The sequence below is a fragment of the Crenobacter caeni genome (assembly GCF_010435965.1).
GTDB lineage: Bacteria > Pseudomonadota > Gammaproteobacteria > Burkholderiales > Chromobacteriaceae > Craterilacuibacter > Craterilacuibacter caeni.
The window spans coordinates 55,450-78,572 of sequence record NZ_JAAGAA010000014.1; the positions used below are offsets into that span (position 1 = coordinate 55,450).

A 23,123-nucleotide genomic window follows, 5' to 3' on the forward strand; every position below is an offset into this window, starting at 1 on the left:
CTCATTGTTTTACAAGCCATTGGGTTTGCCAATGCCTGAAAGTACACAGCCAGATGGGACTGCCGCGCCACGCTTGCTCGATGTGTTGCGCGAGACGCTGCGAGTCAGGCATTACAGCCTGCGCACCGAGCAGCAATACGTCTATTGGGTACGGCGCTTTTTGCGCTTTCACTATCATCGGCACCCTCGCGAGATGGGGGCTGCAGAGGTCTGCGGATTGGTAGATTCAAAAAGTAAGTGGAACGCGCTGCAGGCCGGCTTGCCCCCGTGGAAGACCTTGGCTGGCGAATGCCAGCCAAGCCGATTTCTCGGTCGATGATTCAACTTCCGCTCGACCTCGTCCAGCTCCGTCTGCGTCACTTTCGTAAAATCGGTCTTTCCTTTCGGTCAGTGTTGTCGTACCAGCCCGTTCAAATGCTCGTTGCAGCCCCGTTGCCAAAAGCTGTACGGGTCGGCGAAGAAGCAGCCAGCCTGCAGCTGGCGCGCCACCGCCTGATGTCCGGCAAACGACTGCATTACCAACAAAAAACGCTGCCATCGGCAGCGTTTTTTGTTGGTAGTTTCAAGACGCCGGCGTCGGTGGCGCGTGGCGGCGCGCGAGGCGGACGAACATGAGGCCCAGCGCTGAGAAGGTGAGCGACGCGGCGGCCAGCAGCGTCACGCTGTGCCAGATCAGCGGGGCTAGGGCGCCGGCGATCACGGCGCCGGTCAGCGTCTGCACGAAGCCCTGCATCGAGGACGCGGTGCCGCGTTGCGCGGGGAATAAATCTAGGATGCTCAGCGTGATCGACGGCGCAGCCAGCACTTCTCCTATGGTTTAAATCCCGATCGGCGGCAACGGCCCTGAAAGTTTTGGAAGCAGAGGGTGCCTAATTGTTCATTGCGGTTTTAATTAGATTGTTCTGCAATGCCGCGATAAACCCAGAGGCCTGGATTGGCGGTGAGTACAATGGCCCCTGCTGGATGTTGATTCTCTTTTCCAGTAATTTTTTTTGCTGATACTCTGTTTTTACACCGTCTGCAATGATGTTCAGCTTCACGGCTTCGGCAAGTGAAAAAATGGCGTCCAAAAGAATGTTGTTTTTAAACTGGTCGACTTGATCAATAAAGATTTTTCCGATCTTGATCTTGTCGATCAGGTTTGTTGTCTTCAGTGATTCGATATTGCTGTATCCGGCTCCGAAGTTGTCTACGGTAAACTTGACGCCCATGCGGGAAAAGTCCACCAATGCGGGGTAGGGTATTTCGCTGCTGCTATCGTCCCGTTCGGTGATTTCGATGCATAATGTTGGTTTGTTATTGTTGGCCTTGAAGGACTCAAGGAAGTGTCGGCACTCCCTGGCAAATAAGGGGTTGGATATCAATTCCCTGCTAGCGTTGAATGATATGAAAAAATTGTCGGGGCACGTCATGTTGCGCAATGCGTGCGCGGTCTTTCTCATTGCTTGCCAGGTGATATCTTCTATATGCCCAAAGTTTTCTGCCATGGGGATGAAGATGTCAGGCGTCCTTGCCCCGCTTGGCGCCTGGGGCCAGCTAATCAAAACCTCGGCGCCGACCCATCTGCCAGTCCTGGCATCCACGATTGGCTGCAGGCAAGGTTCGAATTCGTCATTCTCTACCCCTGCAGTAAACAGGCTGGCTATTGGGAGTGACCTTGTTATGAAAAGCAAGGTCGCCACGCTGATGGAGACGGACAAGGCGAGCAGGGAGAGTAGATACCATTTGCACTTGTCAAAAAACCAATACTTCATTTCCGCGTCGGTGAATTGATTCAATATTTTTATCGGGTATTTAGCTGACGATACTTCGTGGCTGTAGCTGTAATGTTTTTGATTGGCGCTGTCCTGGTTTTGCTTTCTGTCGGTCTGCAGGTTTTGTCCGCCTAACAGCACCTTTACATTTCCATGCCTGCCGTTTTTCGGGGAGAATTTGCTTGCCGGCAGCAGGGCCCAGGCCATGTAGTCGCCCAGCATTTTCCGGTAATAAACATAAGAAGATTTTACATTGTTGTGGTCGCTGAATTGCAGTGCGCCATACATGCCATCCTGCATTTTTAGCACTTCGCGGGTCAAGGCGGCATCGCCAACCGTGGTTCCGCACATTCGACCGCTGCTCAGGTCAGACACCCCGATTGCATTGACGTTGGGCATGGAGGCTAGCATCAGCCTCAATTCATCAATGACTAGCTCGCATCCTCTCTTTGGCAGGCCAAGCGAGATTACATGTGCTTTTTCGGCGGCGAACCGCAGCCCGCCAATATAATCTTCGAATCTTTCAAGGTTATTGGCTTGCTCGCTCTGGATGTGATTTTCTACGTGCCTGAAGAAGACGTTCCAAATGATGGTGACGCCGACGATCTGGACACAGATGCCGGCTGCTGCCGATATGATAACCGCTTTTATTTTGCTATTGGTGTGCACTAACATTTTGCGTTTTTTGTTTAATGTCTGTTTGTTTTTATATTACCATAATCAAAAATAGAATTAGCGGTAAGGATTTGTTTGGCTGACTGGCGCTTGTTTGTTTTTGTGGTATCGGTTTGCCAATTGAAAATTCCGTGCTTGCGCTTGGTGCGGCAGCAAACCCGGAAAACCATCCGTGGCAGCGCGGCACACGCAGCCCGGTGGTATCGGGCCTGTGCGTGACGAACGGCTCGGCGCAAACATGCCCGGTCAGGCGTCCTGCCCGGGGAACGCGCGCCGACCCAGTCTTGCCCGGAGCGCACTTCATGCTTGCGGGCGGCGGCCCCTTCCGGCGTTTGGGGCAATCCGCGCGGTAACGGCATGGGCGCCCGTGATGTGCGCCCGTTGTACGCGCGCACCTGCGCGGCGGGGGGCAATGCAGCGCCATCCTTGCGCGCGTGACAATTGCGAGCCGCTACGTGATGCGGGGGTGGGGCACGACTTCGCCGGCGTCGCCCTGGTGCGCGTGGTCGCTGGGGGGCAAGCGCTGCAACTGGCAGCGCTTGTTGTTCAGGACGCCGGGGTCGGCGGCGCGTGTCGGCGGGCGAGGCGGACGAACACGAGGCCCAGCGCGGCGAAAGCGAGCGACGCGGCGGCCAGCAGCGTCACGCTGTGCCAGATCAGCGGGGCGAGCGCGCCGGCGACGACGGCGCCGGTCAGCGTCTGCACGAAGCCCTGCATCGAGGAGGCGGTGCCGCGCTGGGCGGGGAACAAATCGAGGATGGCCAGCGTGATCGACGGCGCGGCGAGCGACATCCCCATGGTGTAAAGCCCGATCAGCAGCACGCTGGCCGGCAGCGCAGGCGGGAACAGGAGCGCGTGGACGACGCTGGCGAGCGCGGCCGCGAGCATCATCGCGTAGCCCGCGTTGACCGCCTGCCGCGCGGTAAAGCGGCCGGCGGCACGCCCGGACAACCAGGCGCCGGCGATCATGCCGGCGACCGCCGGGCCGAACAGCCACAAAAAGTCGTTGGGGCCGAGCCCCAACTGGCCGATCAGCATGGCCGGGGCGGACGGCACGTAGACGAAGAAGCCGACGAAGTTCAGGCTGACCGCGACGGTATAGAGCCGGAAGCGCGGGTTGATCGCGACGGCGCGGTAGTTGGCGAGGAGCGCGCGCGCGGCCAGCGGCGTGCGTTTTTCTACCGGGTGCGTCTCGGGCAGCGCAGTCACGCACATCACGAACAGCACGGCGCCGACCACCGCCATGAAGGCGAACACCGCGCGCCAGCCGAAGGCCGAGTACAGCCAGCCGCCGATCACCGGCGCCATCGCCGGGGAGAGCGCGAACAGCATGGTCACCTGCGACATTAGCTTTTGCGCGGCAATGCCCTGATAGCAGTCGCGGATGATGGCGCGCCCGACGATCAGGCCGACCCCGCCGCTGACCCCCTGCAGCACGCGGAAGGCGATGAGTTCACCGAAGCTGTCGGCGAAGGTGCAGCCCAGCGCGGCGAGCGCGTAGCAGAAGGTGCCGGCGAGCAGCACCGGGCGGCGGCCGATGGCGTCGGCAATCGCGCCGTGCCACAGCATCATCAGCCCGAAGCTTGCCATATAGGCAGAGAGGATCAGCGGCGTCTGCGTTTCATCGACGGACAAGGCGCCTGCGATCGCCGGCATCGCCGGCAGGAAGGTGTCGATCGCGAAGGGTCCGAGGGTGCCGAGGGCAGCGAGGATGATGGCGAGCGACGGGACGGGGCGGGGCATGGGTTTCCAGTGGTCAGGCGGTGTCCGATTCTACCGGTTTTGCGTTTGCCCTGCCTTGCCAGGTAGCGGCTGCTTTTTTGTTGACGACGGGCAAGGGCGCCCGGCGCCGGGCGTGCGACGATAAAGCGGAACAATCACGAGGAGGCAGCATGCGTATCCTGTTGGTCGGCGGCCCGCTGGACGGGCAGTGGCGCGAGGTCGGGCGCGAGCCCGAAACGCTGGAGGCGGGCGGTGTGTGCTACCAGCGCGTGCTGTGGATGTGGCCGCCGCGCGACGCGCTGTGGCTCTTTTGGTGGCACGGCAAGCCCGAGCCCGAGGCGGTGCTCGCGACGCTCGACCGTGCGGCGCTCGCGCCGCTGTGCTCGCGGCGCGAGGCGCTCGGTTACGGCGCGCTCGAAGTCTCGGCGGCGCGGCAGGCAACCAGCTGAGCGGTCAGCGCGTCGGCGGGTACGCCCGGCGAGAACAGGAAGCCCTGGCCGTAGTCGCAGCCGGCACGCGCGAGCAGCGCGCGCTGCGTTTCGCACTCCACCCCCTCGGCGACCACGCTTAAGCCCAGCTTGTGCGCCATCACGATGATCGCTTCGCACAGGGCGAGGTCGACGCCGCTCAGGTGTAGGTGTTGCACGAAGCGGCGGTCGATCTTCAGGCTGTCGATGTCGAACTTCTGCAGGTAGGCGAGCGACGAGTAGCCGGTGCCGAAGTCGTCGATCGCCACCTCGACGCCGGCGTCGCGCAGGCGCAACAGTTGTGCCTGCACGGCAGGGTCGGCGTCGAGCAGCACGCCTTCGGTGATCTCGACGGCGATGCCGGAGAGCGCCGCGATGGTCTCGGTGAGCGGCACGCTGCTGCGCTCGCGCCTGAACTGCACCGGCGAGACATTGACGCTGACCACGAAGCCGGGGTCCAGCCGGCGCCAGCGCGCGGCTTGCCTTGCCGCCTGCTGCAGCACCCACTCGCCGATCTCGGGCATCAGCCCGGCCTCTTCGGCCAGCGGGATGAAGCGCTCGGGGCTGACCGACTCGCCCGCGTCGTTCCGCCAGCGCAGCAGCGCCTCGGCCTTGCGGATGCGGCCGGTAGCGAGCTCGACGACGGGCTGGTAGACCAGCGTGAACGCCTGGCGCCTGAGTGCGTCGCGTAGTTCGCGCAGCAATTGCGAGCGCTCAAGCGCCGCCTGCTGCAGGGTTTCCACGTAAAAATGCGCGCTGTTGCGCCCCTGCTGCTTGGCCGCGTACATCGCAAGGTCGGCCTGTCCGAGCAGCGTCTCGGCGTCGACGCCGGCACGCGCGTCGTGCAGCGCGACGCCGACGCTGGCGCTGATATGGCAGGCCTCGCCGCCCAGCACGAAGGGCCGGCACAAGGCGTCGAGGATGCGCTCGGCGAGGCGGCCGGCCTGCACCGTGTCGGCTTCCGCCACCAGTACGACGAATTCGTCGCCGCCGATGCGCGCGACCATGTCGCCGCCGCGCACGCACGCGAGCAGGCGTTGTCCCGCTTCGACTAGCAGTGCGTCGCCCGCGCCGTGCCCCTGGCTGTCGTTCACCGTCTTGAAGTGGTCGAGGTCGACGAACAGCACCGCCAGCCTGCCTTCGCCGGCAGAGAGCTGGCGCGCAAGGCGGTCGAGCAGGTGGCGGCGGTTGGGCAGCCCGGTCAGGTTGTCGTGGTTGGCCTGCTGCCAGACTGCCCGCTCGGCGGCCTTTTTTTGCGAGAAGTCGGAGAAGATGGCGACGGTGTGGGTGTTGCTGCCGTGCGTGACGGTGTCCAGCGTCAGCCGCGCCGGAAACTCGGCGCCGTCCCGCGTCGCCAGCCAGAATTCGCCCTGCCAGCGTCCCTTGCTGTTCAATTCCGTGTCGACCGCGGCAATGCGTTCGGGCCGGTTGGACGGGCCGCGCAGCACGCGCGCGTCCAGGCCGACCGCCTCGCATTCCGGGTAGCCGGTCAGCGCGGTGAACGCGGGGTTGACCGTCTGGATGCGCCGCGTGTCGTCCATCACCAGCATCGCCTCGCTGCTGGAACGCAGGATCAGGTCGGACAGCTGCATCGCCTCGAGGATGCGGCTGCGCTCGATGGCGACCGAGGCGAGGTGGGCGGCCTCGGTGATCGTCGCGATGTCGGCGTCGCTGGGCGAGGCCGGGCGTGCGTGGTAGAGCGCGAAGGTGCCGAGCACCTTGCCCTCCGGGCTGACGACGGGTTCCGACCAGCACGCGGCGAGGTCGGCGGCGCGCGCAAGCGCGGTATAGGCGGCCCAGTAGGGGTGGGTGGCGATGTCCTCGACGATGACGCGCTCGCCGCGCGCGGCGGCGGTGCCGCAGGCGCCGACGCCGTCGCCGATTGCGAGGCCGTGCACGGCCTCGTTGTAGAAGGCGGGCAGGCTGGGCGCGGCGCCCAGCAGCAGGTGGCGCCCGTCGCGCGCGAGCAACAGGATGCTGGCGCGCACCGCGGGGTTCGCGCGTTCGATGCCCAAGGCGAGGTCGGTGAGTACTTGGGTGAGCGGCGCGCCGTGCGCGAGCAGTTCGAGCACCGCCTTGCCCACGTGCATGGGCAGCCCGGCAGACGTCTGTGCGCACTCGGGCCTGAGCATGATCAGGCGCCATCCGCCGTCCAGTGCGCGCTCGCTGGCGTTGGCCGGCAAGGGCGCGCAGGACATGCCGCAGAGCGCCTCTTCCCCGGCGCCCAGCAGGCGGCAGGCCGCTTGGTTAGCCGCGACGATGAGGCCCGCTGCGTCGACGATCAGTTGCGCGCAGGGGTTCAGTGCAAAGGCGAGCGGGTAGGGGGAAGGAGGCTGGGGCTGCATTGGCCATTGTCGGACAGGGGGAATAATGGCCAATTTAAGGCTGAATCGGGGTTCTGTCCATCCTGATGTCATTAACGGGCGGCGCCATGCCGCCCGTTAAGGTCGTTCATGCCTGCTGTTCGGCGGCGATCGCCGCGTCGCAGCGGCGCACCTTGACGAAGAACAGCACGGCAAGCGCGATGGCGCCGGCGACGCCGATCACCGTCGAGGTGGTCAGGTCAAGGCCGAAGCCGATCTTCGCGTTGGCAAGATAAGTGATGCACACCGCGCTCATGAACAGGGCAGGTACGGTGCAGATCCAGTGGAACTTGCCGTGGCGCATCAGGTAGGCAGCGGCGGTCCACAGCATGATGCTGGCGGTCGCCTGGTTGGCCCAGCCGAAGTAGCGCCAGATCACGTTGAAGTCGACGTAGCTGAGCGCGAGGCCGACGGCGAACATCGGCACCGCGATGAGCATGCGCTTGCCGATCGCCTTTTGCGGCAGTTTGATGAGTTCGGCGACGATCAGGCGCGCCGAGCGGAACGCGGTGTCGCCCGAGGTGATCGGCAGCACGATCACGCCGAGCACGGCGAGCACGCCACCGGTCATGCCCAGCAGCGAGGTCGACACCTCGTGCACGACCTTGGCCGGGCCGCCGGCGGCCATGCTTGCCTGCATCGCCGCCGGGCTGTCGTAGAACGACAGGCCGAGCGTGCACCAGATCAGCGCGATCACGCCCTCGCCGATCATCGCGCCGTAGAACACGAAGCGGCCGTGCTTCTCGTTGGCCATGCAGCGGGCCATCAGCGGCGACTGCGTCGCGTGGAAGCCCGACAGCGCGCCGCAGGCGATGGTGATGAAGAGCAGCGGCCACAGGGGCAGCTCGCCCGGGTGCATGTTGGTGCCGAAGTCGAGGCCGGCCGAGTAGAAACTGTGGTCGGACAGCGCGAGGCCGACGATCAGGCTGACCGACATGAACAGCAGCAGCGCGCCGAAGAAGGGATAGACGCGGCCGATGATCTTGTCGACCGGCACCACGGTGGCGAGGATGTAGTAGGCGAAGATCACCGCGGTCCAGATCGCGACCTCGGTGCCGGTCAGGTTGGCCAGCAGGCCGGCCGGGCTCAGCACGAACACCACGCCGACCAGCATCAGCAGCAAGAGCGCGAACGCGTTCATGAACTGGCGCACCACGCCTCCCAGGTGCTGGCCGACCACTGCCGGCACCGACGCGCCGCCGGCGCGCACGCTGAGCATCCCGGAGAAGTAGTCATGCACGGCGCCGGCGAAGATGCAGCCGAACACGATCCACAGCATGGCGACCGGGCCGTACAGCGCGCCGAGGATGGGGCCGAAGATCGGGCCGATGCCGGCGATGTTCAAAAGCTGGATCAGCCAGACCTTGGCGGTCGGCATTTCGACGTAGTCGACGCCGTCTGCGTGGCTGGCGGCGGGGGTGGCCCGCGCGGGTTTGGGGCCGAACACGCGTTCGACGAAGGCGCCGTAAATGAAGTAGCCGCCGATCAGCAGGCCACAGGCGATGAGAAACCAGATCATGGGGATCTTTCCTTTATTTCGACCGATGTAGAGGCCGCCCGGTGGCCTTTGTCGGCTCTGGTCGCACGCAAGGTGCGGGGCGGCAGGCATGACGCCGGCAAAGGCCGGCGCTCGGCAAAAATAAAGCAAGTGCTTTGTTCTTGTTATGATCTGGCGCAAATGGCGCTAGCGCGGCGCGCGTTTGAGCGCCGAAAGCCACGCGCCGCGTTCTTGCCAGATGCGCGGCGCGCACGCGACAAGGTGCGCGCAGGCGAGCAGGTTGAGCACGGCTGCGCCGGCGAGCAGGAGCGCGATGTTGTCGGTCAGCGCGAGCACGGCGACGCTCAAGGCGGCGGCGAGCACCATATAGAGGCCGTTGACGATGTTGTTGACGGCGATCGCCTGCGAGCGGAAGTCGTCCGGGCTCGCCGTCTGCAGCCAGGTGTAAAGCGGCACGGTGAAGAAGCCGCCGAAGAAACCGAGCAGGGTCAGCGCGGCCATTTCGCGCAGATGCCCCGGCTGCACCAGATACTCGCCAAGCGAAAGCAGCGGGCCCTGGTGCGGGGTGTACGCGGCAAGGGCCAAATCGAGGCCGAACACACTCATGCCGGCGCTGCCCAAAAGCACCAGCCCCAGTTGCAGCTTGCCCTGCGAGAGCTTGGCGCACACGACGGAGCCCAAGCCTATGCCCAGCGAAAATAGCGCGAGCATCAGCGTGTAGACGTCGGCGTCGCCGCCGAGATTCAGGCGGGTGAAGGTCGGCAACTGGGTGGTGTACACCGAGCCCATCAGCCAGAACCACGAGATGCCGAGGATGGCCGCGCGCACGTCGCGCATCCGCCACGCGCGGGAAACCAGCGTCGCGGTGTCGTCGGCGATATTGAACGAGAGCCTGATGTCGGGACTGGAGGGCGGCGCAGGCGGCATCGCGCGGCTGGCCGCGTAGCCGGCGAGCGCGACGGCGCAGAGCAGCAGGGTGATCGCCAGGTGGCCGTGCTGGATCAGTACGCTGCCGCCGATCTGCCCGAGCAGGATCGCGAGAAAGGTGCCCATCTCGATCAGCCCGTTGCCGCCGACCAGCTCGCGCGCCTTCAGGTACTGCGGCAGCACCGAGTACTTGAGCGGGCCGAAGAAGGTCGAGTGCACGCCCATCAGGAAGAGGGCGCCGATCAGTAGCGGCGCGGACGCGCGCCAGAAGCCGACGGCGGCCAGTGCCATGATCAGGATCTCGGCGAGCTTGATCGCGCGGGCGAGCACCGCCTTGTCGATCTTTTCGGAGAGCTTGCCGGCGCTGGCCGAGAACAGGAAGTAGGGCAGGATGAACACGCCCGCGCACACGTTGACGAGCATGGCAGGCCCCAGCCCCGCCATCGACAAGCCCTGGTAGCTGATCATCACCACGATCGCGGTCTTGAGCAGGTTGTCGTTGAACGCACCGAGAAATTGCGTCGAGAAGAGCGGCAGGAAGCGGCTGGTGGAGAAGAAGCTGAACGAAGCCTGCACGGCGGGTCCGGTCGAAAAAAGAGGGAAGCGGCATGGTAGCCGCTTCCCCCTCGTGTTGTCAGCCGAGAAGGCTTACAGCACGGACAGCCACAGGCCGGCGATGGTCGCGGTCATGAAGCCCGCCATCACGGCGGCCAGCAGCGCGCGCATGCCGATCTGCGCCAGCGTCTTCTGCTTGTTCGGCGCCAGCGCGCCGATGCCGGCGACCGAGATGCCGACCGAGCCGAAGTTCGAGAAGCTGGACAGCGCGAAGGTCGAGATCAGGATCGCCTGCGGCGACAGCGCGCCGGCTTCCTTCAGTTTGGCAAGGTCGAGGTAGGCGATGAACTCGTTGAGCACGATCTTCTGGCCGATCAGCGAACCCACCTGCAGGCTCTCCGCCCAGCTCACCCCCATCATGAACGCGAACACGCGGAATACCTGGCCGAACAGATACTGCAGGGTCAGGCCGTCGAACACGCCGCCGGTGGTGCTGGCGATCAGCGCGTTCACGCCGATGGCGTCGCCCAGGCCGTCTTTGAGCACGAAGTTGATCATCGCGATCAGCGAGACGATGGCGATCAGGATGGTCGCGATCGCGGTCGCCATCTTGGCGCCGTCGAACGCGCCGCCGACAATCGCGCTGATGAAGGTGCTGCCTTCCGGCTCGTCCGCCTCGTGCGCGTCCTGGCCGGATTCGTGCTCGGCGTCGTCCTCTGGGAACATGATCTTGGCGAACACCACCGCCGCCGGCGCGTTCATGAACGAAGCGGTCAGCAACATGGTCGCGAACTTGGCCTGCTCGGCGGTGTCGGCGCCGCCCAGGAAGCTCACGTAGGCGGCGAGCACGCCGCCGGCCAGCGTCGACATGCCGGCGACCATCACGCAGGCGAGTTCGGACTTGGTCATGTGGCGGATATAAGGACGGATCAACAGCGGTGCCTCGGTCTGGCCGAGGAAGATGTTGCCGGCGACGGTCAGGCTTTCCGGGCCGGACAGCTTCATGGTGCGCTTCATGAACCACGCCATGCCGGCGACCACGCGCTGCAGGATGCCCAGGTGGTAGAGCAGGGCGGTCAGTGCCGAGAAGAACACGATCACCGGCAGCACGACGAAGGCGAAGATGAAGCCGAACTTGGCCGGGTTGGCCAGGTCGCCGAACACGAAACCGGCGCCTTCGCCGGCGAACGACAATAGCCTGGCGAAGCCGGTACCGACGGCGCTGAACACGCCGTTGACCGCGGGGACGTAGGTGATCAGGACAAACAGGGCGCTCTGGATCAGCAGGCCGGCGCCGACGATGCGCCAGTTGATGGCCTTGCGGTTGGTGGATGCCGCGTAGGCCACGCCGATCAGGAACAGCATGCCGATCAGGGCTTGGAGGGTGTGCATGGTTCGCTGGTCCGCAGGGGGGGTGAAAAAAAGTGCGCGGATTCTACACGAAGAGCCGGACCCTTGTGGCGTCGATGCGCACGCCTCCCCTTCTTTTAGACCAAAGTGCTACACATGCTTAATTATTTATGTTTTTGGTTTTGTTTTTGTCGGTTTGTTGCGGACTGTCGTCGTCCATCATCATGCGGTGTGCCGGCCCTTCGAGGTCGTCGAACTGGCCCGAGCGGGTCGCCCACCAGAACAGGCCGCCGATCAGGAAGGCGAGGACGAGACTCAGCGGAATCAGCAGGTACAGGCTTTCCATTCTAGTGCTTTCTGCGGGTGAGGCGGACCGCGTTGCCGACGACGATCAGCGAACTGGCCGCCATGCCCAGGCTGGCGATCCACGGGGTGACGAAACCGGCCATCGCCAGCGGCAGCGCGACCAGATTATAGAGTGCCGCCCACGCGAGATTCTGGCGGATCACCCGGCGGGTGCGCCTGGCCATCGTTACGGCTGCAGGCAGGCTCGCGAGGCGGTTGCCGATCAGGAGCATGTCGCCGCTCTCGGCGGCGACGTCGGTGCCGCCGCCCATCGCGACCGAGACGTCGGCGCGGGAGAGCACCGGCGCGTCGTTGATGCCGTCGCCGACCATCAGCACGCGGCTGCCGGCCTGCTGCAAGGCGCCGACGTAGGCAAGCTTGTCCTCCGGGCTCGCGCCGGCCTTGAGGCGGCTGATGCCAAGCTCGGCGGCGAGCTGCCTGACCGCCGCCTCGCCGTCACCCGACAGCAGGTGTACGGTCAGGCCTTGCGCTTGCAAGGCGGCGATTGCTTCGGCCGCGTCTTCGCGCACGCTGTCGCCGATGGCGAAGCGGGCGAGCACCGCATCATCGGTGGCGAGCCAGATCTCGGTCGCGCCCTCGGGCGCGCTTGGCAGGGCGGGCAACGCGCGTCCAGCGGCGGCGAACGCCGCCTTGCCCAGCCGGTAGCGCTGCCCGTCGATTTCGCCAGCCACGCCCTCGCCCGGGTGGTTGGCGAGGCGGTGCGCGGTCAGCAGGCCCGGGCTGGCCACGTCGGTCAGCGCCCGCGCGATCGGGTGTTCGCTGCCGGATTCGAGCGCGGCGGCCAGCAGGAGCGCCTGCCCGGGGGCGAGTTCCCCCGCGCAGTCGGTGCGGACCAGGCGCATGCGGCCGTGGGTCAGCGTGCCGGTCTTGTCGAACACCACGTCGGTCGCGCCGGCGAGCGCTTCGAGCGTGTGGCCGCGGGTGACCAGCAGGCCGTCCAGCGCGAGCTCGCCGGTGGCGGCGGTCAGCGCGGCCGGGGTCGCCAGCGACAGTGCGCACGGGCAGGAGATCACCAGCACGGCGACGGTCACCCACAGCGCGTGTTCCGGGTCCTGCGGGAACCACCAGGCGAAGGTGGCGGCGGCGGCGAGCAAAAGCGCGAGCACGAAATAGCCGGCGACGCGGTCGGCGACGCGCGCCATGCGCGGCTTCTCGGCGAGCGCCAAATCGAGCAGGCGCACGATGGCGGCGAGCCGGGTGTGCTCGCCGGTGCCGGTGACGCGCGCGTAGAGCGGGCTGTCGATGTTCACGCTGCCGGCGATCAGCGTGTCGCCGGGCTGCTTGGGCACCGGTACGCTCTCGCCGGTAAGCAGCGCCTCGCTCGCGCTGCCGCTGCCTTCGAGCACCTCGGCGTCGGCGGGTACCGTCTCGCCCGGGCGCACCAGGATCACGTCGCCAGTGGTAAGCAGGGCAGCCGGCGCCTCTTCGCTTGTGCGCGACTCGGGCCAGCGCGCCACCTTGTGCGCGAACGCCGGGATCAGCTTGACCAGGCTCTCGGCGGCCGAGCCCGCGCGGCGGCGGGCGACGCCCTCCAGGTAGCGCCCGCCCAGCAGCAGGAAGACGAACATCGACACCGAATCGAAGTAGATGCCGTGGTCGATATGGTTGACGAGCGCGTACAGGCTGGCGAAGAAGGTGACCAGGATGCCGATCGTCACCGGCGTGTCCATGCCGACCCGGCGCGCCTTCAGGTCGCGCCAGCATGCCTGGTAGAACGGCACAGCCGAGTAGACCATCACCGGCAGGGTGAGGATCAGGCTCGCCCAGTGCAGCATCCACAGGAAGTTGGGTTCGATCTCGCCGTCCGGCGCCATGTACACCGGCACCGCGTACATCATCACCTGCATCATCGACAGGCCGGCGACCCACAGCCGGTTGATCGAGCGCTTGCGTTCCTTCTGTTGCAGCGCTTCCTGGCGTGCGGCGTCGTAAGGGTGCGCGCGGTAGCCGATCGCCGCGATCGCTTCGAGGATCTGCGACAGGCGGATCCTGCGGTTGTCCCAGCGCACGCGCGCGCGGTGCGAAGTGTAGTTGATGTCGACCGCGAGCACGCCGTCCTGCCTTTGCAGGTGGTGCTCGTTCAGCCACACGCAGGCGGCGCAGGTGATGCCCTCCAGGATCAGCGACGCCTCGCGCACGTCGCCGTCTTCGCTGCGCACGAAGCTTTGCTGCAGGGTCTCGTTGTCGTACAGGCGGATCTGCTCGAGCAGTTCGGTCGGCAGCGCCTCGGCGCGGTTGCTGCTGCCGTCTCGGTGCTGGTAGTAGTCGTCGAGTCCCGCGTCGATGATGGTCTGCGCGACGGCCTGGCAGCCGGCGCAGCAGGCCGGTTCGGTGCGTTCGCGGTAGCGGATCGGGTGGGCGGCGCCCGACGGGACGGGCAGGCCGCAATGGAAGCAGGAATCGGTCATCGCGTGCTATTGTAACCGCTTGGAATGCTGTGGTGCGAGGAGGCGGTGATGTTGATGCGTGCGGTGCTGCAAAGCGGGCCCGGTGGGGCCGATACCCTTTATCTGGGCGAGCTGCCGCGCCCCGAGCCCGCACCCGGCCAGTTGCTGGTGCGGGTGATGGCGGCGGGGGTCAACCGCGCCGATATTGTGCAGCGCGAGGGGCATTACCCGCCGCCGCCGGGCGTCTCCGGCGTGCTCGGGCTGGAGGTGTCCGGCGTGGTCGAAGCCGTGGGCGAGGGCGCGTCGCGCTTCGCGAAGGGCGACGCGGTGTTCGGCCTGGTCGGCGGCGGCGGCTACGCCGAATACGTGCTGCTGGACGAGGCGCTGGCGATCGCCAAGCCGGCGGGGCTTGCCTGGGCCGAGGCGGCGAGTCTGCCCGAAGTGTGGATGACCGCGTGGCTGAACCTGGTCGAGGTCGCATCGCTTGCGGCCGGCGAGCGCTTTCTGGTACACGCTGGCGCCAGCGGTGTCGGCGCGGCGTCCATCCAGTTGGCGCGCATGCTGGGGGCAGACGTGCTCGCCAGTTCGAGCAGCGATGAGAAGCTCGAGTTTTGCCGGGCGCTCGGTGCGCAGACGGTGTTCAACGCGCGCCGTGACGGCGCGTTCTCTGACAGGCTCAAGGCGGCCGGCGGCGTCGACGTGATCCTCGACCCGGTCGGCGCCAGCTATTTCCGCGAGAACCTCGCCTCGCTCAACACCGACGGGCGCCTGGTGCTGATCGGCGTGATGGGCGGGCGCAACGCCGAGCTGAATCTCGGCCTGTTGCTGGTCAAGCGCTTGCGGGTGATGGGCTCGACGCTGCGCAGCCAGCCGCTCGAGGTGAAGGCGCGCCTCGCCGCCGCGCTGGAAGGCCGCGTGCTGCCGGCGCTGGCCGCTGGCGAGGCGAGGGTCACGCTGGACGCGGTGTTCGCGCTGGCGGCGGTCGCCGACGCGCACCGCCATGTGGAAGAAAACAACAACCTCGGAAAAGTTGTGCTGGATTTGTCGAATTTAATGCAAATGTAATTGTCATCGGCTATATTGAAATCCGGAAGGCGAAATCCTTCTGATTTGGTATGGATGGGACTCGGGCGACGGCGACGTCGCCCCTTTTTTTTTGCGTGCGCTTGTGTGATCTGGCGCAAAAAAGAAGTGCTTGCTTGCTGATATCTTGCCGGACTTTCCGTCTTGCAAGGATAAGCATGCTGTCCGATACCGAAATCGCCCGCCTCGCGCGCCCGCGCCCGATTGACGCTCTGGCAGGCTCGCTCGGGCTCACCCCCGACGAGTTCGAGCCCTACGGCCGCGACAAGGCCAAGGTCGGCCTGTCCGCCGCGCGGCAGGCGCGCGGCCGCCTGGTGCTGGTGACCGCGACCAGCGGTACCCCCGCAGGCAGCGGCAAGACCACGGTGTCGGTAGCGCTGGCCGACGGCCTTGCCAGGCTTGGCCAGTCCGCGGCACTCGCGCTGCGCGAGCCCTCGCTCGGCCCCTGTTTCGGCATGAAGGGCGGCGCGACCGGCGGCGGTTACGCGCAGGTGGTGCCGTCTACCTCGATCAACCTGCATTTCACCGGCGACTTCCACGCGATCACCAGCGCGAACAACCTGCTCGCCGCGCTGATCGACAACGCGCGCCACCACGGCGCGGTGTCGTTGAAGGAAGTGCTGTGGCGGCGCGTGCTCGACGTGAACGACCGCGCGCTGCGCCTGATGGTCAGCGGCCTGGGCGGGCCGGCCAACGGCGTGCCGGCCGAGACGGGCTTCGACATCACCGCCGCGTCCGAGATCATGGCCGCGCTGTGTCTCTCTGACGGCGAGGCCGACCTGCGCGCGCGGCTGGACCGCCTGCTGCTGGGTGTGCGCGCCGACGGCAGCCCTTACACGGGAGGCGAGCTTGGCGCCACCGGCGCGCTGATGGCGCTGCTCGTCGACGCGCAAAAACCCAACCTCGTGCAGACCTTGGAGGGCACCCCCGCCTTCGTGCACGGCGGCCCGTTCGCCAATATCGCGCACGGCTGCAACTCGCTCGTGGCAACCCGCGCCGCGCTGGCGTGTGCCGACTGGGCGGTGACCGAGGCGGGCTTCGGTTCGGACCTGGGCGCCGAGAAATTCTTCAATATCAAATGCCGGCAGGCGGGTCTCGCGCCGGCCGCCTGCGTGCTGGTGACCTCGCTCAAGGCCTTGCGCTGGCACGGCGGCGTCGAGCTCTCCGACGCGGCTTACGGCAACGCCGACGCGCTCAGGCAGGGCCTCGCCAACCTCGGCCGCCACCTGGACAACCTCTTCGCGTTCGGCCAGCAGGTGGTGGTCGCGCTCAACCGCTTCGCGGGCGACGCCGACGACGAGATCGCGGTGGTGCGCGACTACGCAAGAGCAAAGGGTGCGCGCTTCGCGGTGTGCGACGGTTACGCCAAAGGTGGCGAGGGCGCACTGGAACTGGCGCAGGCGGTGGTGGACGCGGCGTCCGACACGCCTGTGGCGCCGGCTTACAGCTACCCGCTGGACGCGCCGCTGGAGGAGAAGCTGGACGCGCTCTGCCGCCGGGTGTACGGCGGCGCCGGGGTGAAGCTGTCGGCGCGCGCACGCACCGACCTCACGCAACTCAAGGCCTTCGGCTGCGAGCAGCTGCCGGTGTGCGTCGCCAAGACGCCGTTCTCGTTCAGCCACGACGCGAAGCTGCGCGGCGCGCCCGAAGGCTTCGTGCTGCCGATCGAGCGGCTCTACGCGAACGCCGGCGCCGGCTTTGTCGTCGCGATGGCGGGTAGCGTGCTCAGGATGCCGGGCCTGCCCAGGCAGCCGCAGGCGTTCAACATCGACGTGGCCGGCGGCGAGGTGCACGGGCTCGCTTGAGCCCGCTTGGGACGTGAAAAAGCCGCCGGCAACACCGGCGGCTTTTGTTTGCCTTGCGAGGTTTAGAGCCTGTTCAAGGTCTGCTGCGCATCAGCGATACGGCGTTAAAAACGGCTTCGAAATGCTCATGTACCCCTTGTACATTCCGCTTTCTCAGCCGTTTTTGCCTTGTCTCGCCTTCGCTCGCGAGACCGTGAACACGCTCTACAGGGTCTGCGTGAGCAGCAGGGCGCCCACGCCGGCCATCGCGCTGCCGGCGACGCGCAGCAGGCGCTCGGCACCGTTTAGCTGCAGGCGGCTGGAGGCGAGGTAGCCTGCGCCGTGCAGCAGTGCGGTCGCGGTCACGAAACCGACGCCGTACAGCCAGAACGCGCCGGCTGCCGGCGCCTCGGCGCCGTGTGCGTGGCCGTGCACCAGCGCGAACAGCGCGGTCAGCGCGACGCCGGCGGACAGCGGCAGGCGGGCGAGCGTCGCGATCAGCAGGCCGAACACCATCACCGACAGCGCGATGCCGGATTCGACCGCCGGCAGGTGCACGCCGGCGAAGCCCAGCACGCTCCCCAGCGCCATGCTCAGCACGAAGGCCGCCGGGACCAGGGCCCGGGCGTGCCCGCCTTGCAGGGCCGCCCACACGCCGACGCCGACCATCGCCAGCAGGTGGTCGAGGCCGAACAGCGGGTGGCCAAGGCCGGCGAACAGGGTGAATTCATGGCCGACGCCGGTGTGCGCGAAGGCGGGGGTGGCGACGGCTGCGAAGAGCAGGGTGATACGGGAAGCTTTCATCGGGTCATCCTCTTGATGGGTTATCCGTCGTGCCATGCAAAATACATGCCGGGTCGGCGCGTGCGACAAATCATGGGTTTACGAGCGCCGGTGTCTGGTAGCCGGCAAGTCCTTTTGCAGTTTCCGGAGTGTGCTGGCAGCGGCTTAACCGGCGTGCGGCAGCGTCAGCGTGAAGCAGGCGCCGCCGGTGGCGAGGTTATGCGCGCACAGCGTACCCCGGTGCCGCTCGACGATGCCGTAGCTGATCGACAGGCCAAGCCCGGTACCCTTGCCGACCGGCTTGGTGGTGAAAAAGGGGTCGAAGATGTGCGGCAGCGTCGCCTCGGCGATGCCGGTGCCGTTGTCGGCGACGCACAGCGTGACGTGCTGATCGCTGGTGTCGAGGCTGATCGTCAGTTGCGGGTCGGGCTGGTCTTCCAGCGCGTCGTAGGCGTTTTGCAGCAGGTTGACCAGCACCTGTTGCAGCTGGTTGGCCGAGCCGCTGACCCACACCGGCGCATCGGGCAGCCGGGTCTCGACGCCGACGCTGATGCGGCTGGCGCGGCTGACCCAGTGCAAGGCGCGGCGCAGGGTCTGGGACAGGTCAACTTGCTGGCCGACGTTGTCCTCGATCGCCGAGAAGCGCTTGAGCGCGTCGACGATCGCGCCGCTGCGCTCGGCGCCCTCCATCAGCCCGGCGGTCAGCGACGGCAGGTCGGCGAGCAGGCGGTCGATCTTGAGCGCCGCGCGCAAGGCGCTGACATCCTCGCGCTGTGCACCCGCATGGACGGCGCCGAGGTAACGCTCGAGCTTGGCCGCGTAGCGCGCCATCGCGTGCGCGTTGCCCAGCACGAAGCTGATCGGGTTGTTCAGTTCGTGGGCGACGCCGGCGACCAGCCGGCCGAGCGAGGCGAGCTTCTCGGCCTGCACCAGCTGCGATTGAGCTGCCTTCAGTGCCTCGTGCGCGGTTTGCAGCTCGGCGTACGCGCGCTTGAGTTCGCCCACCGGACGGCCAATGGCGACAAAACCCGAGTAGCGACCGTCGGCGTCCGACAGGGCGTTGACGTTCCAGGTGACCGGCACTTCGCCGCCGCCCTCGCGCGCGAGCGGCAGCTCCAGCTCCTGGATGCCGGCGTTGCCGGCGCCCAGCAGCGCGCGTACCTGGGCGCGCTGCGGCCCGTCCGGCGCCAGGTCGGCCAGTGCGCGGCCGACGGTGCCCGCTTCGTCGCGCCCGGTGAGCATCGTCAGTGCCGCGTTGACCTGGCGCACCACGCCCTGGGTGTCGCATACCAGGAGCACGTCGCTCATCGCCGAGAGCACGCCGTGCACGAAGCGGTGGTTCTCTTCAAGCTCGCGATGCTTGGCTTCCAGCGTCAGCTGCGAGGCCACCAGCTCGCTGTAGACCTCGTCCATGCGCTGCACGACCTCGATCCACGCCTGCTCGGCGATCGTGGCGGCATCCGGTTCGATCAATGGGTGGTGCAGACCTGACATGGATCGAAGCTGCGTACGATATGTTGGATGGTCAGCGCCTGCGCATCGGGCGCTTCGGTGCCGGCCAGCGCGGCTTCCAGCGGGCCGCACACGCCGGCGGCGTCGCGCGGCGAGAAATTCCAGCCGGTCGGCGCGATGATCTGGTAGCGCGCGATTCTTTCGCCTTCCAGCGTCACCCAGTGGCCGAGCATGCCGCGCGCGGCCTCGGTCAGCCCTTCGGCGCGCTCGTGCAGCGGGATGGGCGGGCAGGGCACGGCGAACGGTTCGGCCAGCGCCAGCGACGCGAGCCAGGTTTCCATTGCCGGCAGCAATAGCGCGATTTCGCGCACGCGCGCGATGGTGCGGCTGGCGACGTTGCTGCCGCCTGCGCGCATCAGCGCGTGGGAAAGCGCGTCGCCGCGCGCGAGCGCACGGGCCAGCGCGCCGGTCTGTGCCGGCGCACCTGCGAGGCGGGGCGCGCGGTTCCAGCTGTACGCGCCGGCCTTGGCCGGCAAGGGCAGCGTGTCGGCGGCAAACGGGTGCGCGGCCTCGCCCGCGTAGCGGCTGTGCGCGACGTCTTCGCTGATCGTGGCCGTATCCAGCGGCGTCGGCTTGCCGTCCTGCCAGCACAGCGCATCACTGAGCGGACCGTCGTCCGACGGGTAGGCGCAGGCGGCGATCAAGGGCGCGTCGCAGCGGCCGAGCGCGTAAAGGTCAAGGTCGTCGGCGACTTCCAGGAATAGCGCAAACTGCGCGTGCGGGTGCGCGTCGCGGTACGCGGCGAGCCCGGCGGGGGTCGACAGCGCGCTGATCGCTTCGAGCGGGCAGCCGAACAGCGTGGTTTCCAGGTAGCGGCGCGCGAGCGCAAGGTAGCGCGCCAGGCGCACGCGCTCGGTGGCGCTGACCGTGCGGGTGACGCCGCCTGCTTGCAGGCTCATGGTGTGCGGCCAGTGCCCGGCGACGAGGCCCACCACGCGCATCAGCGTCGCGCGCGCTTCGAGCATCGGCGCGTGCGCGCTGCCGCGCTGCGCGGTGAACGCGCTGGCGGCGCGCGCGTGCCAGCGCCGCGCACGGTACGCGTCGTGCGCGAAGTCGGGCATGAAAAACAGCGTGAAGTGCGTCAGGTGGTCGCACAGGTTCTCGATGGCGTGCACCAGGTTGCGCACTTTCTGCCCGTTGGGCGGCGCGCTCACCCCGTACAGCACTTCGAGCGCGTTGACGGCGGCCATCGCCTGCGACACCGAGCAGATGCCGCAGATGCGCGGCACGATGGCCAGCGCGTCCTGCGCATGGCGCCCGGCGAGGATGCGCTCGAAGCCGCGAAACAGCGGCGAGGACACTTCGGCGTGCGCGACGCGGCCGTTTTCCAGCGTCAGCGTCAGCGCGAGGTCGCCCTCGACGCGGTTGATCGGGCCGATCACGCGCCGGCTCATGGCTTGACCCGCCCGCTGATCGAAGGCGCGACGCGCTCGCGGTCGGCGGTCGCGTTGGCGCGCACCCGCGCCGGGGTCGCCGACTTGGACAGCGTGGCGAGCGCGACGAACCACGCCTTGGGCATGTCGGTGGGCAGCCCGACCGGGAAGCCGGCGATCTTGGGCGTGCTCTGGAAGGGGTGGCCGGGGTCGGCGAAGTGCGGCGAGGTGCAGTTGACGCACGCGTGCCCGCCGTCGATGCAGGAGCCGGCGCCGTTCCACGGCCGGGTATTGCAGTCGGCGTGCGCCTGCGTGCCCTTGCAGCCGGCGTACTCCATCAGGCAGCCGGCCTGGCCCGGCGCCTCGGCGCTGGCCTTGAATTCGTAGTATTCGTTGCGCGCGCAGCCGTGGTGGACCAGGCGGTCGGCGTAAAAGCGCGGCCGCCCCAGCCGGTCGAGGTCGGTGGCGGCCAGTTCGCCGCGCGCGACAAGCGCGAGCGTTTCCAGTACCCAGTCCGGGTGGGTCGGGCAGCCGGCGATATTGACCACCGGCAAGCCGGCGCGGGCGGCAAAGTCGGCGCCAAGCAGGCCGCCGGGCAGGGAGCTGTCGAAGGCGAGGCCGGTCGCGCCGCCCAGGTTGTCGCCGGCGGCGCTGATGCCGCCGTACGCGGCGCAGGTGCCGACGGCGATCACCGTCTGCGCCCGGCGCGCGATCGCCTCGATCAGCCGGCTGTACGGGCGGCCGTCCGGCAACAGGTGGTAGGCGCCGTCGGCGCCGGTCATCACGCTACCTTCGACGCACAGGATGTCGAGGGCGCGTTCGCCGCTGGCGAGCGCGTCAAACAGCGCGAGCGCGTCGTCGCCGCTGGCTTGCGACAGCGACGGGTGCCAGAGCAGGTCGATGCCTGCAAGCTGCAGCGCGTCGAAAAAGCCGGGCGCCTCGGCGCACAGCAGCGACATGGTGCAGCCGCCGCAGCCGCCCGAGTGCAGCCACAGCAGCGTCTTATTGTTCGAGGCCATAGCGGGTCAGTTTGCTGCGCAGCCCGACCCGCGACAGGCCAAGCTCGTTCGCCGCACGGGTCTTGTTCCAGCGCAGCCGGGTCATGGTTTCGTGCACGATGCGCTTTTCCAGCGTCTCCAGCCGGGTCTTGAGGTCGCCGTCGACGCCGCCGAGGAACTCAAGCTCGGCGCTTTCGTTTTCGCCCGCGCCGTACAGCACCTGGCGCGACAGGTGCTCAGGCCCCAGCTCGTCGCCGTCGCTGAGCACCAAAAGGCGCTGCAGCTCGTTCTTGAGCTCGCGTACATTGCCCGGCCAGCGGTACTGGCTGAGGCGCGCGAGCGTGGCGGGGGCGAGGCGGGCGGCGGGCTTGTGGCAGGCGGGCGCAAGCTGCGCGAGCAGGCTTTGCGCGATCGGCACGATATCGCCGGCGCGCTCGCGCAAGGGCGGCACCTCGACCGCGAACGCGGACAGGCGGTAGTAGAGATCCTCGCGGAAGCGGCCGGCGGCAACCAGCTCGACCAGGCGCCGGTTGGTGGCCGAGACCACGCGCACGTCGACTTTCACCGCGCGCGCGCTGCCCACCGGGCGGATCTCGCCCTCTTGCAGCACGCGCAACAACTTGGCCTGGAAGGCGGGCGAGGTCTCGCCGATCTCGTCCAGGAACACCGTGCCGCGGTCGGCGCGCTGAAACAGGCCGACATGGTCCTGGTAGGCGCCGGTGAACGCGCCGCGCTTGTGCCCGAACAGCTCGCTCTCGAGCAGCTGTTCGGGCAGCGCCGCGCAGTTCTCGGCGACGAAGGGGTGGTCCTTGCGGGTAGACGCGTAGTGCAGCGCGCGCGCGAGCAGTTCCTTGCCAACGCCGGACTCGCCCTCGAGCAGCACGGCGATGTCAAACGGCGCAACCCGGGTCAGCAGCTGGCATGCCGCGTCCATCGGGCTGCCTGCCGTGCGCACGATGCGCGCCATCGCGCTGTTTTCGGTGGCCTGGGCGCGCTTGTGCGCGACGCGCTCTTTGAGCCACGGCGTCGAACTTTTCAGCTCGACGTTCAGAAGCTCGTTCTCTTCTTGCAGGCGAAAGAGTTCGACCGCGCCGGCGAGCGTCAGCTGCAGGGTTTCCGGGTGCCACGGCTTGAGCAGGTACTGGTAGATGCCGGCCTCGTTGACCGCCGCGATGATGTCGTGGTTGTCGGTGTAGCCGGACAGCACGATGCGCACCACCTGCGGGTGACGCTCGCGCACCAGCTTCAACATGTCCACGCCGCTCATGTCCGGCATGCGCTGGTCGGCGACGATAGCCTGTACCGATTCGGCGGCGAGGATGTCGAGCGCCTCGAGCGCGCTGTGCGCGGTAAACAGGGTGAAATCGTCTTCCAGGGTACGCACCAGCGCTTCGAGCGAGCGTGGTTCGTCGTCGACCAGCAGTACGGCGGGTTGCGGCGGCATGTCTTCTCCGGCGGGCGCCGCGATCGCGGCGCGTCACTCTTATGTCCTATGTATTGGGCAATTTTATGCCCATTTGCTTTCC

General features: G+C 67.0%; 18 protein-coding genes. 4 read left to right on the forward strand and 14 right to left on the reverse strand.

All coding sequences use genetic code 11. The features are described 5' to 3' along the window. The first annotated feature begins 31 nt into the window (after nt 1–31). Nucleotides 32–319 carry a phage integrase N-terminal SAM-like domain-containing protein gene (locus GZH52_RS17130; protein WP_163317405.1) on the forward strand — a complete coding sequence of 96 codons (288 nt, stop codon included), beginning with the start codon at nt 32–34 and terminating at the stop codon, nt 317–319. A 243-nt stretch (nt 320–562) separates the two neighbouring features. Here the strand turns inward: GZH52_RS17130 and GZH52_RS14360 are convergent, their stop codons facing one another. The 3 genes from GZH52_RS14360 to GZH52_RS14370 all read right to left on the reverse strand — a co-directional run bounded on the left by GZH52_RS14360 (nt 563) and on the right by GZH52_RS14370 (nt 4,172). Continuing rightward, nucleotides 563–805 carry a multidrug effflux MFS transporter gene (locus GZH52_RS14360; protein ID WP_163317407.1) on the reverse strand — a complete coding sequence of 81 codons (243 nt, stop codon included), beginning with the start codon at nt 803–805 and terminating at the stop codon, nt 563–565. A 64-nt stretch (nt 806–869) separates the two neighbouring features. Continuing rightward, complete coding sequence (locus GZH52_RS17075; protein WP_163317409.1) at nt 870–2,423, reverse strand: EAL domain-containing protein; 1,554 nt, start codon at nt 2,421–2,423, stop codon at nt 870–872. 552 nt (nt 2,424–2,975) lie between these two features. Then, nucleotides 2,976–4,172: a multidrug effflux MFS transporter gene (locus tag GZH52_RS14370; RefSeq protein ID WP_163317411.1), complete on the reverse strand. Its 1,197-nt coding sequence runs from the start codon at nt 4,170–4,172 to the stop codon at nt 2,976–2,978. Between the two features lie 149 nt (nt 4,173–4,321). On the opposite strand from GZH52_RS14370, the gene GZH52_RS14375 reads away from it, so the two are divergent. Further along, nucleotides 4,322–4,600 carry a hypothetical protein gene (locus tag GZH52_RS14375; protein ID WP_163317412.1) on the forward strand — a complete coding sequence of 93 codons (279 nt, stop codon included), beginning with the start codon at nt 4,322–4,324 and terminating at the stop codon, nt 4,598–4,600. Here the strand turns inward: GZH52_RS14375 and GZH52_RS14380 are convergent. The 6 genes from GZH52_RS14380 to GZH52_RS14405 form a co-directional block, all read right to left on the reverse strand. Beyond that, nucleotides 4,555–6,963 (reverse strand): sensor domain-containing protein, encoded by a 2,409-nt coding sequence (locus GZH52_RS14380; RefSeq protein WP_163317414.1) that lies wholly within the window; start codon nt 6,961–6,963, stop codon nt 4,555–4,557. The genes GZH52_RS14375 and GZH52_RS14380 overlap by 46 nt on opposite strands. 106 nt (nt 6,964–7,069) lie before the next feature. Next, complete coding sequence (locus tag GZH52_RS14385; protein ID WP_163317416.1) at nt 7,070–8,500, reverse strand: carbon starvation CstA family protein; 1,431 nt, start codon at nt 8,498–8,500, stop codon at nt 7,070–7,072. Between the two features lie 165 nt (nt 8,501–8,665). Further along, on the reverse strand, nt 8,666–9,982 hold the full coding sequence (locus GZH52_RS14390) for an MFS transporter (protein WP_163317418.1): 1,317 nt from the start codon (nt 9,980–9,982) through the stop codon (nt 8,666–8,668). Between the two features lie 72 nt (nt 9,983–10,054). After that, the gene (locus GZH52_RS14395; protein ID WP_163317421.1) at nt 10,055–11,353 is read right to left on the reverse strand and encodes a NupC/NupG family nucleoside CNT transporter; all 1,299 of its coding nucleotides are present in this window, start codon (nt 11,351–11,353) and stop codon (nt 10,055–10,057) included. Between the two features lie 118 nt (nt 11,354–11,471). Beyond that, nucleotides 11,472–11,657, reverse strand: coding sequence for a cbb3-type cytochrome oxidase assembly protein CcoS (gene ccoS / locus GZH52_RS14400; RefSeq protein WP_163317423.1), 186 nt, complete (start codon nt 11,655–11,657; stop codon nt 11,472–11,474). Between the two features lies 1 nt (nt 11,658). Beyond that, nucleotides 11,659–14,085, reverse strand: coding sequence for a heavy metal translocating P-type ATPase (locus GZH52_RS14405; RefSeq protein WP_163317426.1), 2,427 nt, complete (start codon nt 14,083–14,085; stop codon nt 11,659–11,661). 48 nt (nt 14,086–14,133) lie between these two features. On the opposite strand from GZH52_RS14405, the gene GZH52_RS14410 reads away from it, so the two are divergent. Together GZH52_RS14410 and GZH52_RS14415 are read left to right on the forward strand one after the other, a co-directional pair. Beyond that, nucleotides 14,134–15,129, forward strand: coding sequence for an NAD(P)H-quinone oxidoreductase (locus GZH52_RS14410; protein ID WP_163317428.1), 996 nt, complete (start codon nt 14,134–14,136; stop codon nt 15,127–15,129). 170 nt (nt 15,130–15,299) lie between these two features. Continuing rightward, a complete protein-coding gene (locus GZH52_RS14415) occupies nt 15,300–16,952 on the forward strand; it encodes a formate--tetrahydrofolate ligase (RefSeq protein ID WP_349290664.1) in 1,653 nt (550 codons plus the stop codon). 204 nt (nt 16,953–17,156) lie between these two features. Here the strand turns inward: GZH52_RS14415 and GZH52_RS14420 are convergent, their stop codons facing one another. The 5 genes from GZH52_RS14420 to GZH52_RS14440 all read right to left on the reverse strand — a co-directional run bounded on the left by GZH52_RS14420 (nt 17,157) and on the right by GZH52_RS14440 (nt 23,041). Next, nucleotides 17,157–17,735 (reverse strand): HupE/UreJ family protein, encoded by a 579-nt coding sequence (locus GZH52_RS14420; RefSeq protein ID WP_163317433.1) that lies wholly within the window; start codon nt 17,733–17,735, stop codon nt 17,157–17,159. A gap of 144 nt (nt 17,736–17,879) precedes the next feature. After that, nucleotides 17,880–19,208, reverse strand: coding sequence for a sensor histidine kinase (locus GZH52_RS14425; protein ID WP_163317435.1), 1,329 nt, complete (start codon nt 19,206–19,208; stop codon nt 17,880–17,882). Next, nucleotides 19,184–20,620: a nickel-dependent hydrogenase large subunit gene (locus tag GZH52_RS14430; RefSeq protein ID WP_163317437.1), complete on the reverse strand. Its 1,437-nt coding sequence runs from the start codon at nt 20,618–20,620 to the stop codon at nt 19,184–19,186. The genes GZH52_RS14425 and GZH52_RS14430 overlap by 25 nt, the downstream gene beginning before the upstream one ends. Beyond that, nucleotides 20,617–21,618 (reverse strand): NADH-quinone oxidoreductase subunit B family protein, encoded by a 1,002-nt coding sequence (locus GZH52_RS14435; protein ID WP_163317439.1) that lies wholly within the window; start codon nt 21,616–21,618, stop codon nt 20,617–20,619. The genes GZH52_RS14430 and GZH52_RS14435 overlap by 4 nt, the downstream gene beginning before the upstream one ends. Further along, on the reverse strand, nt 21,602–23,041 hold the full coding sequence (locus tag GZH52_RS14440; protein ID WP_163317441.1) for a sigma-54-dependent transcriptional regulator: 1,440 nt from the start codon (nt 23,039–23,041) through the stop codon (nt 21,602–21,604). Before GZH52_RS14440 ends, GZH52_RS14435 begins: the two co-directional genes overlap by 17 nt. Nucleotides 23,042–23,123 lie beyond the last annotated feature (82 nt).

Bases quoted from the DNA above. Each gene is read 5' to 3' on its own strand.
- GZH52_RS14385 (WP_163317416.1), bottom strand. From the start codon at position 8,500: ATGATCTGGTTTCTCATCGCCTGTGGCCTGCTGATCGGCGGCTACTTC.
- GZH52_RS14430 (WP_163317437.1), bottom strand. From the start codon at position 20,620: ATGAGCCGGCGCGTGATCGGCCCGATCAACCGCGTCGAGGGCGACCTC.
- ccoS (WP_163317423.1), bottom strand. From the start codon at position 11,657: ATGGAAAGCCTGTACCTGCTGATTCCGCTGAGTCTCGTCCTCGCCTTC.
- GZH52_RS14370 (WP_163317411.1), bottom strand. From the start codon at position 4,172: ATGCCCCGCCCCGTCCCGTCGCTCGCCATCATCCTCGCTGCCCTCGGC.
- GZH52_RS17130 (WP_163317405.1), top strand. From the start codon at position 32: ATGCCTGAAAGTACACAGCCAGATGGGACTGCCGCGCCACGCTTGCTC.
- GZH52_RS14440 (WP_163317441.1), bottom strand. From the start codon at position 23,041: ATGCCGCCGCAACCCGCCGTACTGCTGGTCGACGACGAACCACGCTCG.
- GZH52_RS14375 (WP_163317412.1), top strand. From the start codon at position 4,322: ATGCGTATCCTGTTGGTCGGCGGCCCGCTGGACGGGCAGTGGCGCGAG.
- GZH52_RS14410 (WP_163317428.1), top strand. From the start codon at position 14,134: ATGTTGATGCGTGCGGTGCTGCAAAGCGGGCCCGGTGGGGCCGATACC.
- GZH52_RS14435 (WP_163317439.1), bottom strand. From the start codon at position 21,618: ATGGCCTCGAACAATAAGACGCTGCTGTGGCTGCACTCGGGCGGCTGC.
- GZH52_RS14425 (WP_163317435.1), bottom strand. From the start codon at position 19,208: ATGTCAGGTCTGCACCACCCATTGATCGAACCGGATGCCGCCACGATC.
- GZH52_RS14420 (WP_163317433.1), bottom strand. From the start codon at position 17,735: ATGAAAGCTTCCCGTATCACCCTGCTCTTCGCAGCCGTCGCCACCCCC.
- GZH52_RS14405 (WP_163317426.1), bottom strand. From the start codon at position 14,085: ATGACCGATTCCTGCTTCCATTGCGGCCTGCCCGTCCCGTCGGGCGCC.
- GZH52_RS14395 (WP_163317421.1), bottom strand. From the start codon at position 11,353: ATGCACACCCTCCAAGCCCTGATCGGCATGCTGTTCCTGATCGGCGTG.
- GZH52_RS14380 (WP_163317414.1), bottom strand. From the start codon at position 6,963: ATGCAGCCCCAGCCTCCTTCCCCCTACCCGCTCGCCTTTGCACTGAAC.